We start from the raw sequence: 14,068 nt of genomic DNA, 5'->3' as shown, positions 1-14,068 counted from the left end.
TAATAATGAAAGACTACATTCATCTCTAGGGTATATTTCCCCTCTAGAAATGGAAGTTAAATTAAGAGGGAAAACTAATAAAGTGGCTTAAAAAAATGTCACAAAATTAGTAGGAATTCCAGTGATTGTAGAGAGAGAGGCACGATCGAACGAAAAGAACCTACTGAAAGCAAATGGCGGATTGCAAAAAACGTGACAGCCCGATCAGCCCGAAGCGACCCGCAGGCTCGCACAATTAACAAGTGGCGGCAGACCCCCAATTAAAAAAGTGGTGAGCGCAGCGAACACCTTATTAGGGTTTGGGGGGATGGAGTAGCCACGGGTGAGGAAGGAGAGTAGCGTGTGAAGCAAAACAAGTGAACGGCAGGTGGCGAGCACCCACTGGAGCGCAAGACACCTGGCAAGTGAACGGTATATGCAAGGGCGACCGCAGGGAGTTCATTTTACCCTTGCAGATATGTTTTTGCGGAACAAAGCGGAACGACTGACGAACACCGCTTTACCTGCGTTTGGATGCGCGTGGGAAAAAGCAAGGGTGCGACTGATTGAGGTGGAGAGCAACGGAACCGATTGAAGGAGTACTCTTGCTGCGCGTTGCTGGAAGTGGGTGATTGTAGAGAGTGAGGCACGAACGAACGAAAAGAACCGACTGGAAGCAAATGGCTGTGCGGTGGGTTTTTTTCCTTAAATTGGAATCATCTAATTCCGCTATAGAAGGAATAAGGTTAGCTTTAGTGGTGAGGAAATTAGGGTCAGTATATTAAGCACAATAATACAATATTATTTGTGATGTCAAAACCAAACTGGAAGTTCAACCAATGGTTCAATAATTAATGATAATGCTATTAATGGTTCATAAAAAAAAGCAGAAACGGCAATGGCTAATGAAATAGGTGAATTTCTTGCCGTAGTAGTTAATGTCAGGCTTACCCTGTCTGAATAGCTAAACTTTAGGGATTTGCCTGAGGATTTGACCAATAAAAAATATCACAATAAAAATATCAGTAGAGGAATGAGCAATTTATAAATGACATCTGGGTTGTCTATTAAGTTTTTGAAGCGAACATAGCAACAACCGCCAGAGCAAGGAACATTTTTTTCGTTCGAGAAAAACAATCTTTTTGAAGCCAAGATAAGTATGCGGATGTTATAAATCCTTCCGTTGTATTCTCACAGCATTCAATATAGCCAAAAGAGCTACACCCACATCTGCGATAACGGCTTCCCATAAAGTAGCAACACCGCCTGCACCTAATGCAAGTACTATAATTTTGACTGTCATAGCGAGAATGATATTTTGCCAGACAATGTTTTTGGTGATTTTACCCGCCTTTATTGCTGCAACGATCTTTGACGGCTGGTCGTTTTGAATAACTACATCTGCTGTTTCGATGGTGGCATCACTACCGAGACCGCCCATTGCAATACCAACATCGGCGAGGGCAATAACCGGAGCATCGTTAACACCATCGCCTACAAAGGCCAATTTTACTCCTTCTTTTTTAAGAGCCTCCACTTTCTCCACTTTTTCGTCCGGAAGCAGGCCACCATAAGCTTCATCAATTCCCAAAACTTTTGCCACCTGATCTACCACTGTTTGTTTATCACCAGATAACATTACGGTTTTTATGTTTAGACGGTGCATTTCCTTGATGGCCTGATATGCATCTTCCTTTATTTCATCGGCAATAGTGATATAACCGGCGTACTTATTATCAATGGACAATACCACTATGGTATCTACAATCTGTTCGACTTCGGCAGGATAAGCTATGTCATATTTCTTTAAAAGTTTAAGGTTTCCAGCCAATACTTCCTTATTACCAACGATGCCTTTCAAGCCGTGTCCTGCTATTTCTTCAATGTTTGAAGTTTGTAGGCCTTGGTGTTTATTATCGGCATAATCCGTTACAGCTATGGCTATGGGATGGGTCGAGTTCTTTTCCAAAGCTGCTGCTACTTTGATCAGTTCTTCTTTTTCAATTCCTTGGGGTACTACTTGCTGAACTTTAAAGACCCCTTTGGTCAAGGTGCCTGTTTTGTCCATCACCACTGTTTTTACTTGGGTCATAACATCCAAATAGTTTCCGCCTTTGAACAGGATTCCATTTCGGGAAGCAAGGCCGATACCTCCAAAGTAGCCCAGAGGTATGGAAACAACCAATGCACAGGGACAACTGATCACCAAGAATACCAATGCACGATAAAACCATTCCCGAAACACATAATCATCCACAAAAAATATTGGGGTTACACAAAGTGCCAGTGCAAGGAAAAATACGATTGGGGTATATACTTTGGCAAAACGGGATATGAAGAGTTGGGTCTGTGATTTACGTGCGGTGGCATCCTGTACCATTTCCAAGATCTTGCTGAGTTTACTATCCCTAAACAGGGCGGTTACCTTTACTTCTGCAAGTGTGTTTTGATTGATCATCCCGGCCAGTACCTGTTCACCTTTATATTTGGTATCTGGTTTGCTCTCCCCTGTTAATGCCGCAGTGTTGAAAGAGGCTTTTTCAGAAATGAGATCACCATCCAAGGCAACCTTTTCACCAGGTTTCACTTGTATCTTTTCTCCTATTTCTACTTCTGAAGGATGTATAACCTGTGATTTTCCGTTTCTTAGAACGATAACTTCATCAGGCCTTATATCAAGCAAGGCTTTAATGCTTCTTTTGGCGCGCTTAACTGCCGAGTCCTGAAACCATTCGCCTATTTGGTAAAATACCATTACGGCAACACCTTCTTCATATTCTCCAATGATGAATGCGCCGATTGTTGCCACACTCATCAATACAAATTCATTGAAGAAATCGCCTCTTTTTGACTTTCGCCAAGCGAGATCTAAAACTTTTCTTCCGGCGAGAAGATAAGCAATGAGGTTAATTGCCAATAAAGGTATAGTGGGTATGTCGAGGTTAAACCCATATTCCAATGTTAACAGTATAACCAAAATCAGCAAGGCAAGCAGAAGGTCCCAGTGGGTTTTCCAGCCTGTTTTTTCTTTATTAACTTTTGGGCTTAAGGGCCGGGATGTAGCTGCTTTCATTTTATTAAAATTTTCTTTAAAGATACTTTAAAAGGTTATGCACAGGAATTGCATTTGCATCAGCATTCATCTTTTCTTGTTAACTGGATAGGAGGACAGGGCAAAGAACCATAAGAACAATACACACAACAATCACCTTCTTTTGGTTTTAGAACAGTTTTACACTTCTCACATTCATAAAAGAATTGACAGGAATTTGTTGGCATATCTTCTACTTTTTTGTGTCCGCAGTTTGGACAGGTAATTTCTGATTTTAATATAGCTTCCATTGATTTTTATTTTTTCTTGTTACCTTGTAATTTGTTGCATTAATTGCTTCCTCAATTTTCACCTTCATTCGTTTTAGTATCGTCAAACTCAATGATCGCGTTACCATTTTCGTAAGGATTTAGGTTATCCAGTTCGGTTTTAAAATCTTCAAACATCCAGTCCATAACATTAGATTAATGGTTAAAAAGCTCCTTTTCTTTTTCAGGGTCTATTTCATCTTTTGACTTTTTGTCCAAAAAATAATCCAAGATAATGCCTACTGCAATAGCTCCCACAAATGCTGTATATACTTCCCAATCATATTGAATTACCAAGGACAAACTAATGAGTATCGCCAATATGGGCAATACTGGAACTTTTCCAATGGATAAAGGAACTTTGAATGGTCTTTCTTTATTGGGTGCTTTGAAACGCAATACGATAAGTGCAATGTTCACGGCAACAAAAACAAGCAATGCACCCAAAGATGACATTCCCGCTACGATTTTGATATCTCCCAACAATATAAATCCAGCAACTGCTACCATAACTACAAGGGTAGTTGCCCACGGAACTTTCTGTGCATTGGTTTTGGTCATAAATTTTGGTAGTTCGCCCACGCTTGCCATTCCAAAAAGCAACCTGCTAATAGAAATTATACCACTAAAAGCCGCATTGGCAGTGGCGAAAAGTGCTGCTACGGCCAAGGCAACGGGCAACCAACTGTTGAGGTTGGAGGCCGCAAGTGAAAGTGGCGAATCCACTTTTGCCAGTTCTGACGGGTCGGCAATGTTGAGTACCGTAAAAGATATGAGCAAATAGATGACGGTTGTAAAAACCATTGTCAATAGAAAGGCACGAGGAATTGTCTTGCCAGGGTTTTTTACCTCTGAACCCAAAGCCGCCATATGTTCAAAGCCAGTATAAACAAAAAACAAGGTAGCCGTTGCTGCCAAAGTACCGGAAAAGGATTCAACTTTAAAAAATGCTGCTTTTGGTGGGCCTGTTTCCAAAAGTCCGAACGCTATAAGAAGGAACAATCCCAAGAGCTGAATACTAACCATAATGATATTAGCGGTAGATGATTTCTTGATGCCCGTAATGCTTATCAACCAGAGCATAACCAAAACACCATAACTGACAAGTAGGGAAGGAATACTAAAAAAAGTGTTGAAATAGCCTGAAAAAGCCAGTAGCACCGCTGCAATGGTGGCCGAACTGTGGAACGCAATCGTCCAGCCCGTGAGAAAAGACGGAATATCAATCTTAGGAAACGCCTTGCGTACAAAAATAAATTCCGCACCCGCATTCGGATAGGTTGAGGATAATTCAGCATAAGACATTGCCGACACACTTGCCGCAATAGCCGCAAAAATAAAACTCAACCAAAGGTCTGTGCCAGCTTGACCAGCTGCGGCACCAATTACCGTGTATATTCCTGCGCCCACAATAGTACCTACACCGTAAAAAGTGAGACGAAGGGTTCCCAATGATTTTTTTAGTTCAGCCATAATACTGTTCTTTTAATTTCTGGAATGGCCGCTGCATTTTTCGCAAATACCTTTTACTACTAAGTTGATATCCTCCGTGATATAACCATCGGGTAAGTTGATATGAGGGATTTTATGCTCTGTTAAACAGACCGTTTCATTACAATTGTTGCAACGAAAGTGTAAATGAAGGTCGTTGCCGACCTCGCACTCACAATTTTCTTCGCAAAGAGCGTATTTTATGACTCCTGTACCATCCTCAATTTGATGCACAACACCTTTTTTTTCTAAGGTTTTCATAGTTCTAAATAGGGTACTTCTTTCACTGACCTTAAAATCCTTTTCCAAATCGCCAAGGCTGATGGCCACATTCAACTCTGCCAACCGCTTATAGGTCAAAAGGCGCATTGCAGTAGGCCTTATTCCTTTGCTTTCTAAAAATTGAACTATTTTTTCCATTTGTTTATAAATTGATTTACAGGTCGAAACGTTTTAAGGATTCCCCCGTTTTAATGTGAAAGGCATCTTCTATATTTGCGATATAAATAATCCCGTCTCCTGGTTCTTCCGTTTTACCATTTCTTAGAATTGTTTCAATTGCGGCTTGGGCTTCCTCATTTTGACAAACCAGTTCCAGCTTGACCACTGGACTATCTGTCACGTGAAAATCCAGCGACGGTCTTGCGCCTTTTGCCTTGAACGCTCCCGTGCCTTCTGCTTGTGACAGGGTCATACTTTTAAAACCACTATCAGCAAGAGCTTCAATTACCCTTTGGATCCGGTTCGGTTTTATAAATGCTTTTATTTCCTTCATTTTTTTAAATTTTTAATCGATTTTGAACCGAGCCTGTTTTTTAATTTTTAACTAACTTATTAAGACGATAAACAAACCCGGAATCAAAATCTTTGATGGTGATTGAATTAATGTGCGTGTTCCAGTTCGCCTTTAACCATTTCCGAAGACAGGTTATAAGCTCCACTTATGACAACTTTGGCATCCTTTGAAACTTCGGCAGGAAGATTGACTTCAACAAAGCCTAAATCAGTAATACCAACCGTTACGGGTATCATTTTGAATTTCATTTTGCCCGCTTCCATTTCTTCGTCTTCATCCAAAATGAAAATGAAGGATTGCTCGCCTTCTTTTATGATAGCAGCTTCAGGAATAGCGAAACCTTTTTTCTCGCCCTGCACTATGCGCCCTTCCACATACATTCCCGGCAATAGGTTTTTATCCTTGTTTTCAATATCCGCCAAGACTTCCAAAGCCTTTGGGTCGGTGTTAAAGGTTTTACCAACAGACCGAACGGTGGCTTTAAGCAAATTGTCCGGGTGGGAGGCCGTGGAAAAATATATTTGTTGCCCTTTCTCTATTTGGTATATGTCCTTTTCATATACTTTAAAATTGACGTAAATTTTTGAGTTATCGCTTATTGAGAACATTTTGGATTGTGCGCCCACATAATCGCCCAAACTTATATTTACTTCTGCCACGTATCCACTTATTGGCGTGGTAATGGGAACAGCGGAATATATTTGACCTTCCGCCACTTTGTCGGGATTAATGCCCAACAGTTTCAATTGGGAACGCAACCCATTGACACTGGATGTGGTGGAACGAAATTTTGACTGCGCCATCTGAAATTCCTTGCCAGAAGAAACGCCTTTATCATAAAGGGTCTGCTTGCGTTCAAAATCCTGTTTCAAAAAGACCAGTTCGTCATTTTTTTCCTGAAATTCCTGTTGCATTGCAATGATATCGGGATGCTCAATATATGCCAATACCTGTCCTTTACTTACATTATCTCCAGGTACTACCTTAATGGAACTCACATTTCCACCAACAAACGGACTGATGTTCGCCTTATCCTGTGGAAAAAGTTCCAGCGTTCCTGTTACCTTAATGTTGTTTCCTAAAGTTCGTTCCTCCAGAGTTTTCGTTTTTAAACCGATGTTTTCGGCCTGTTGCTTTGTAAGCACTACAACTCCTTCTTCCTCGTCGTGGCCTTCGCCGTGCGCATCTTCCCCAACCTCCGCTTCGTTATGCCCGAGTTCAGATTTTGGGGCATCGTTACAACTCATAAACATAAGTGTAAACAATACGGTACTTATTACTAATATATTCTTCATTTTTCCTTTTTTTTGATTATAAATTGCCCAGTTGGTATCGTATCTCAATCGTCTGCTGGTTAAACTGGTTTATGTATTGTAAATGGTTTTGTTTGATGCGGATGGCACTGTTTAGAATTGTAATGTAATTAACGTAATCAATTTCGCCTTCCTTGGATGCCAACTGTGCCGTGGCTATCTGTTCCTCTGCCAATAGCAGTGCGCCTTCTTTATAATATTGCAAGGTCTTCTTAGTTTTTTCGAGGGATTGGAGCAATTGCGAAACACGGCTTTCCGTAACTTCTTTTTGTTCCAAATATTGATATTCTGCCATCATTGCGTCTGCCTTAGCTGACTTGACTCTTGCCTTTTGCGGAAAAAACCATAGTGGAATGCTAATGCCTGCCTGAAAAGTATTGAAGCCTGACACTTCATCTACAACTTGTCTGCCATACGATAAACTAAATTTAGGTAGAAATTGGGATTTTTCGACACCCACGTTTGCCTTGCTTACTTCGGCATTTTGCAAGGCATATTGCAACATTGGATTATTTGCCACTGAAGTTGAATCTAATGTAGCCATAAAATCCAATGGCTCGTAAACGCCATCAACCGTCTCGATGTTTTCATCGGTTCCCAAATATTGCTTTAAGGCACGTTTGGCGATTTCAATATCATCAAAAGCTTGTTGTTTTAATACTTGTATCTGCTGAAATTCGGAAGAGGCTGCAATAAACTCCAACTTGCCTGTTTCTCCTGTGTCATACCTAAGTTGGGCAGCGTTCTTAAAATTGGCATAAGTACTGTCCAATTGGTCAGCAAAACGCAACTGTGCCTTGTAATAATTAATTTGGTCATACGCCTGCATCACATTACGCACCAACTGTTGTTCACTTGCCACAAAAAACTTTTCTCCCAAGGCAATACGTTCTTTGTAAAATTTCGATTTTGAAAACCCGGAAAGCAAATCAATATTTCCCTGTTGCACACCAACGGTTGTTTGAACTCCAGGAAGATTATTGCCATATTCTTCCTTGCCTGTAAAAACTTCGGTGCTGCCAAGGTCAAAACTGGTGCCTTTCATCGCCTTTTCCCGTTCAATAAATGCCTGACTTTCCTTGAGCGTAGGATAATTCTGTTTTGCCATAGCAATGGCCTCATCAATGGTCAAGGTCTTTGGAATTGTACCATCTTGACTATTGTCTTGGGCAAATGAAGTTCCAGAAGCCATCAAACCTCCAACCATCAATAATACCGTTATAATGTTTGTTGACCTGTTGACATAGCTTATATCCCCCTTTGTATTGTTTCGTTCCTTTCTCGATTCCAGCCAATAGTAAAGAATAGGAATAACCACCAAGGTCAAAAATGTTGCCGTAAGCATTCCTCCAATGACTACTGTTGCCAATGGTCGCTGTACTTCTGCACCACCAGAGGTGGAAACCGCCATTGGGATAAAGCCCATAATTGTGGTAATGGCAGTCAATAAAATGGGACGTAAACGTTCGTGCGTAGCTTCGTATATACGTTTTTTTAAATCTGTCATTCCACTTTCTTTTAGTTCATTGAATTTGTTTATGAGTATCAGACCGTTTAAAACCGCTACTCCAAAGAGTACGATAAACCCGACCCCTGCCGAAATACTGAAAGGCATTCCACGGATCAACAAAATGAAAACCCCGCCTATTGCCGCCAAAGGCACTGCCATATAAATCATCAAAGCCTGTGAAAATGAATTTAAAGCGAAATAAAGCAGGATAAATATTGTTAGTAGAACGATGGGCACTACTATCATCAATCGGTCTGATGCACGTTGCAGGTTTTCAAATGATCCTCCATAAGTGACGTAATAACCTGGTGGCAGTTCCACTTCCGTTTCCAGTTTTTGCTGAATTTCCTCGACCATCGATTTTACATCGCGTCCACGAACATTTACACCCACAGATATACGACGCATAGTGTTGTCTCTTGAAATTTGCATTGGCCCAGCTTTATAACTGATATCCGCAACTTCCTTTAGAGGCACTTGAGCACCGTTCGGCAGGTCTATGTAAAGGTTTTTTAAGCTATTGATGTCTTGCCTAAAGTCCTCTGCCAACCTGATAACCACATCAAAACGCTTTTCGCCTTCAAAAATCACACCTGCCTTTTCGCCTGCAAAGGCGGCACTTACATAATCATTCAATTTATCCACAGTTACACCGTATTGTGCCATTTTTGCGCGGTTATACACCACTGTCATTTGTGGCAAACCGCTTGTAGCCTCTACGTTAAGGTCTGCTGCACCCGGTACTTCACGTATTACCGCTGCGATTTCCTGTACCTTATCTGCCAACACATCCAAATCTTCTCCGTACAATTTGATTGCCACGTCCTCACGAACTCCAGTTAGCAACTCATTAAAACGAAGTTCCACGGGCTGGGTAAATACAAAATTGACACCGGGAACAACCGAAATCTTTTCTTGTATTTTTTCAATGAGTTCTTCTTTGCTGTCGGCGGAAGTCCATTTGCTTTTATCTTTTTCAAGAATAATGTAACTATCCGCAATGTCCATTGGCATCGGGTCGGTTGGGATTTCGGCTACCCCGATTCTTGAAACTACAGTTTTAACTTCAGGAAATTCATTTATTAGATTTTCGAGTTTCTTTGAAGCCTCGATGGTCTCTGTAAGACTGCTCCCCGGTTTTATTAATGCTTGAAACGCAATATCGCCCTCATCAAATTTCGGGATAAATTCAGCTCCCATATTTTTGAATACAAATCCTGCAATCAATAGCAAGGCAACCGCACCTATTACGACCCCTGCTTTAAAACGAAGTGAAAAATTCAGTATGGGCAGATACACGCGATTCAAAAGGCCCATAATTTTATCGCTTATCCTATCCATCCGATTTTCAAATCTGGCAAACCAACTATTTTGGTTTTTGGCAGGTTTTAAAAATAATGACGACATCATTGGCACATAGGTAAGACAAAGGATGATAGCGCCTAAAACTGCAAATCCAAAGGTAAAGGCCATTGGGCGGAACATTTTTCCTTCCACACCTGTCAAGAACAAAATAGGTGTAAAAACAATGAGAACGATTAGTTGACCGAAAAAGGCAGAATTCATCATTTTACTAGAAGAATCATAGGCTATTTCATCCATCTCGGATTGTCCCATAATTGCATTGGATTTCTTCATCCGTTGATGAATGTGAAAAACCGTTCCCTCCACTATAATTACCGCGCCGTCAACAATAATTCCAAAATCAATTGCACCCAAGGACATTAAATTTGCCCAAATACCAAATTGCTTCATCAAAATAAATGCGAACAATAAACACAAGGGGATTATCGAAGCTGCTATCAAACCGCCACGGAAGCTACCTAAAAGGAGTACCAAAACGAATATTACGATGAGTGCCCCTTCAATTAGATTTGTTTTAACGGTACTTGTGGTTCTCTCAATCAGTTCGCTTTGGCTTAAAAATGTATCGATATACACGCCTTCAGGCAAGGATTTTTGGATTTCGGCTATACGCTTTTCAACATTTTCTATAACGTTACTTGGGTTCTGTCCTTTCAACATTAATATTTGGCCACCCACAGATTCGTGACCATCCTGGGTAAATGCACCATAACGCACTTGGTTACCGTAACCCACTTTTTCGGCAACGTCCCTTACCAAAACAGGGCTTCCATTTTGAGTGGTCACAACGGTGTTTTCCAAATCGGCGATACTTCGTGCCAGCCCTTCCCCACGGATAAAATTGGCTTGGTGGTTTTTTTCAATATAAGCTCCACCCGTATTGGCATTGTTCACTTTAAGGGCTTCAAAGACCTGGTGCATTGTGATGCCAAAACTTTTTAGTTTAGCAGGATTAAGAGCGACTTCATATTGTTTTACATAGCCTCCAAAAGCATTTACTTCAACAACTCCCGGGACTAACGCCATCTGGCGTTTCACGATCCAGTCTTGAATGGTGCGCAGTTCCATTGCGTCATATTTTTCTTCATACCCTTCTTTAACCTTTAAGGTATATTGCAATATTTCGCCCAAGCCCGTGGTAATGGGCGCCATAAAAGGCGTGCCAAAACCTTCAGGGATTTCTTCCGCAACTGCGGTTAATTTTTCTTGGACCAATTGTCGTGGCAGATAGGTTCCTGCTTCGTCTTTAAAAACAATGGTTACCACGGACAGTCCAAAACGAGAGATCGAACGCAGTTCGATAACGTCTGGAAGATTTGCCATTGCCAATTCTACGGGAAAGGTTACAAATTGCTCAATATCCTCCGTTCCCAAATTAGGGGCAGTTGTTATAACTTGAACTTGATTGTTGGTAATATCAGGCACGGAACCCAAATTTATAGTGGCCATTGAGTATATGCCTGTGCCAATAAGCACCACTATAAATAGCCCAATAATAAATTTATTATTAATGGAAAATGAAATGATTTTATTAATCATAAATATGTATTAATTCAGTTGAAAATTTACGGTGCGAATGGGTGCAACGCATTTATAAAGCAATGCTTACTTTGAGAAGCATCACGTTAGGATATAGCTATCCTTAAAAAAAACTGAATTATACTCGCGGGGGTTGGAAGAGAGATTCCAGATATCTGGAATAGAAGTTAACTGTATATAAATTGAACGGCTCTTTATCTTCAAACTTTAGTCGATTGATTAGGGCCGAATTGTTGTTCGCAATAAATAATACTAAAGGATGACAACATTGATTATGAGAATGAACTGGTGTATTTTCCTTATCTGGGTTATTATGATGCCCTTCATTTTTTGCATCATTGTCAATGTAATCTTCAATTACATATTCAAGGAAAGAGTCGCCATAAATTTTATGATCCTGATAATGGGTAATAATACTTGAAATTTCTTTAATTGGCCCACAAAAGTCCATATCTATGCTAATTCCCTGAAAAAAGAATAAAATAGACATTGATATGGAAAAGAATAGTTTCATAATTTCTACAAATGTACAAATAATTACGTGCAAAGGTTGTGCAATTATAATGATACTCAGGAGTTGAAATAGCAAGTGTGGCCCTGAATGAATTGTAGTGCAACGGAAATGAATGGTGGGCTACTCTTGCTGCGCGTTGCTGGAAGTGGGTGATTGTAGAGAGTGAGGCACGAACGAGCGAAAAGAACCGACTGGAAGCAAATGGGTGTGCGGTGGGCTAAATTTCGAAGATTATTACTTTTTTTTAAGCAACGGATTGGCGGACAAAATTGAATTCGTTTTTTGCATATCAATGAAAACACTTCTTCCGTGTTGAACAAACTTATCAAGTAATTCTTCGGAAACTTCAACCGTTTCTAATAATAGATAACCTATGACGAAGTCAATAAGAAGGCTAATGTACAGTAATTCATATTCTGTAAAGATGTCTCTGTTCCCTAAATTACTATGCGTATGATAATCTCTGGATCTAACTACTTTACTTGGAAATGTTTTCCAAGTCTCTTTATCCATTTGGCTAATGAGAATAAATATATTTTGATGGTATTGTAGACCTCTTGATAACTTACCCCCCTGTTTATCCGAATGACGTTTAATAAAAGCCTCATATGCTATGATGCTGTTTGTAAATCTTTTATTATAACTACTCTGTCGGGAAATAAAGTTTTCCATTAATTTATCTAAACAGAATTTAAATATTTCGTTAGAGTAAGCACCATTTAAAACTTTATGTAAATCATCTTTAACCTCAAAATACGTAGTATGAACATAGTTGTTCTTTGATTTGGTTAATTTTTTATCGTTATAATAAACTTCCTGCCAATCATCACACGATGGGCACTTAAATCCAAATTTGTCGAATTGCGCAGAACCTCCGCGTAGTAATTGCAAAACTCTTTGAAAGTGGTCGTAGATTTCAATAGCTTCAAGAATATCAATATATTCTTCGGTTTGGAACGAAATTTCGCCTTTGTTTTTAATATTTAACTCGGCTCTATTACTCTGAAGATTTAAATAATGCCTAATCGTAATTTTAAGATTTTTGTCTGAAATCAGATATTCATCATTAAACTCTGTCGAATTAAGTTGTTTATGTTTGAGGTCATACCACGTACGATGATTCACCCATTTAACAATTGCTTCATTAACTACATAGAATTGATTAATCTTTAATTTAAAGGGGTCTACAAAGTGAGAAAGACCAATAAAGGTATAGGTCGGATTATAAATTCGAACTTCGGACACACCAGAAGTTGACTGTTGAATATGGCAATCCACAAAGGTTAAAAAACCTAATCCGTTAAAGGCGCCTAAAATTTGGGGTTCTTTATAAAATCTTTCTGTAGAATGAAGATTAGTTTCAATTAATATTTCATCATCATGGAATGACAGAACCGCAAACTTTTTTTCCTGGTCATTATTCTCAAGCCAAACTTCTCCATAATATTTTTCGTCTCGCTTCATTCTTACGTGTTAATGTATTTTGTTTTCAAAATTTTATAAAAACCACAATTTATCCTTAGCGTGCTCTGGAATTGATGCTTGAAAGCTGGAGGTGTATTTTGTTTCGTACTGAAGCAAGGACAAAAGCCTTAAACAATAATTTGGTTTTCTTATTTTTTATTTAAGACTGTGCCATCATTAAATACTACGGAATTGATTTGATAATTAATATGAGTTTTATTGTTCTTGTAATGATTCTTTAGAGCTATAACGTCCTGTCCTTGTTTTGAATAACTATTATAGGGCATAGTATAGGTAAGAGGGCCGCTTAAAATTTTCGTTAAACCTTCCCTTCCATTTTCTAAAGGAAATGGTGGTTCGAGGGTGACATTCTCCATACGCATTAATTCCTCTCCGAAAAGATCCGTGAATATTATATCAAATTTTAACGCAATAACATCTCTATCTTCTTCTCTATCCTTCCTCACTACATCTCTAACGGCAATACTGAATATATTATCGCCTCCATAGATACTTTCGTTCCATTCGGGATTAGAGATTCTCATAGATATTAAATCATCAGGATTAAAAGTGGTTTTAATTGAATCCTGAATTGCTTTAAGCCTTACTTCATAATCTAACAAAGAACTGAGATAAAAAACAACTAATTTCTTTATTAATTTTTGACAATATAATTCTAGGCTTACAGATAGAAAGAATAGATCCGTAAGCTCTTTTTTATTTCAGGCACAATTATT

At 39.4% G+C, this 14,068-nt stretch carries 10 protein-coding genes; all 10 read right to left on the bottom strand.

The annotated features are described in order from the left end of the window. Positions 1 to 1,147: 1,147 nt before the first annotated feature. Positions 1,148 to 3,052 carry a heavy metal translocating P-type ATPase gene (locus tag H4O20_RS13605; RefSeq protein ID WP_185099634.1) on the bottom strand — a complete coding sequence of 635 codons (1,905 nt, stop codon included), beginning with the start codon at positions 3,050 to 3,052 and terminating at the stop codon, positions 1,148 to 1,150. 59 nt (positions 3,053 to 3,111) lie between these two features. After that, positions 3,112 to 3,321 carry a GDCCVxC domain-containing (seleno)protein gene (locus tag H4O20_RS15210; RefSeq protein ID WP_073217619.1) on the bottom strand — a complete coding sequence of 70 codons (210 nt, stop codon included), beginning with the start codon at positions 3,319 to 3,321 and terminating at the stop codon, positions 3,112 to 3,114. A gap of 174 nt (positions 3,322 to 3,495) precedes the next feature. After that, a complete protein-coding gene (locus tag H4O20_RS13600; protein WP_185099633.1) occupies positions 3,496 to 4,812 on the bottom strand; it encodes an APC family permease in 1,317 nt (438 codons plus the stop codon). 12 nt (positions 4,813 to 4,824) lie between these two features. Next, the gene (locus H4O20_RS13595; RefSeq protein ID WP_133759044.1) at positions 4,825 to 5,250 is read right to left on the bottom strand and encodes a Fur family transcriptional regulator; all 426 of its coding nucleotides are present in this window, start codon (positions 5,248 to 5,250) and stop codon (positions 4,825 to 4,827) included. Between the two features lie 16 nt (positions 5,251 to 5,266). Continuing rightward, on the bottom strand, positions 5,267 to 5,605 hold the full coding sequence (locus H4O20_RS13590; RefSeq protein WP_133759045.1) for a P-II family nitrogen regulator: 339 nt from the start codon (positions 5,603 to 5,605) through the stop codon (positions 5,267 to 5,269). 107 nt (positions 5,606 to 5,712) lie between these two features. Beyond that, a complete protein-coding gene (locus H4O20_RS13585) occupies positions 5,713 to 6,969 on the bottom strand; it encodes an efflux RND transporter periplasmic adaptor subunit (protein WP_260402691.1) in 1,257 nt (418 codons plus the stop codon). Beyond that, on the bottom strand, positions 6,938 to 11,353 hold the full coding sequence (locus tag H4O20_RS13580; RefSeq protein WP_185099632.1) for a CusA/CzcA family heavy metal efflux RND transporter: 4,416 nt from the start codon (positions 11,351 to 11,353) through the stop codon (positions 6,938 to 6,940). Before H4O20_RS13580 ends, H4O20_RS13585 begins: the two co-directional genes overlap by 32 nt. A gap of 118 nt (positions 11,354 to 11,471) precedes the next feature. Then, positions 11,472 to 11,900 carry a hypothetical protein gene (locus H4O20_RS13575; RefSeq protein WP_260402690.1) on the bottom strand — a complete coding sequence of 143 codons (429 nt, stop codon included), beginning with the start codon at positions 11,898 to 11,900 and terminating at the stop codon, positions 11,472 to 11,474. A gap of 201 nt (positions 11,901 to 12,101) precedes the next feature. After that, on the bottom strand, positions 12,102 to 13,331 hold the full coding sequence (locus H4O20_RS13570; RefSeq protein WP_185099631.1) for a HEPN domain-containing protein: 1,230 nt from the start codon (positions 13,329 to 13,331) through the stop codon (positions 12,102 to 12,104). 149 nt (positions 13,332 to 13,480) lie between these two features. Further along, positions 13,481 to 13,876, bottom strand: coding sequence for a calcium-binding protein (locus H4O20_RS13565; RefSeq protein ID WP_185099630.1), 396 nt, complete (start codon positions 13,874 to 13,876; stop codon positions 13,481 to 13,483). Between the last annotated feature and the right edge of the window lie 192 nt (positions 13,877 to 14,068).

Source organism: Aequorivita sp. 609 (genome assembly GCF_014212065.1).
GTDB lineage: Bacteria > Bacteroidota > Bacteroidia > Flavobacteriales > Flavobacteriaceae > Aequorivita > Aequorivita sinensis.
The sequence above is the reverse complement of the archived record's forward strand: the minus strand, read 5'-3'. Positions and strand labels throughout refer to the sequence as shown.

Bases quoted from the DNA above. Each gene is read 5' to 3' on its own strand.
- H4O20_RS13605 (WP_185099634.1), bottom strand. From the start codon at position 3,052: ATGAAAGCAGCTACATCCCGGCCCTTAAGCCCAAAAGTTAATAAAGAA.
- H4O20_RS15210 (WP_073217619.1), bottom strand. From the start codon at position 3,321: ATGGAAGCTATATTAAAATCAGAAATTACCTGTCCAAACTGCGGACAC.
- H4O20_RS13600 (WP_185099633.1), bottom strand. From the start codon at position 4,812: ATGGCTGAACTAAAAAAATCATTGGGAACCCTTCGTCTCACTTTTTAC.
- H4O20_RS13595 (WP_133759044.1), bottom strand. From the start codon at position 5,250: ATGGAAAAAATAGTTCAATTTTTAGAAAGCAAAGGAATAAGGCCTACT.
- H4O20_RS13590 (WP_133759045.1), bottom strand. From the start codon at position 5,605: ATGAAGGAAATAAAAGCATTTATAAAACCGAACCGGATCCAAAGGGTA.
- H4O20_RS13580 (WP_185099632.1), bottom strand. From the start codon at position 11,353: ATGATTAATAAAATCATTTCATTTTCCATTAATAATAAATTTATTATT.
- H4O20_RS13570 (WP_185099631.1), bottom strand. From the start codon at position 13,331: ATGAAGCGAGACGAAAAATATTATGGAGAAGTTTGGCTTGAGAATAAT.
- H4O20_RS13565 (WP_185099630.1), bottom strand. From the start codon at position 13,876: ATGAGAATCTCTAATCCCGAATGGAACGAAAGTATCTATGGAGGCGAT.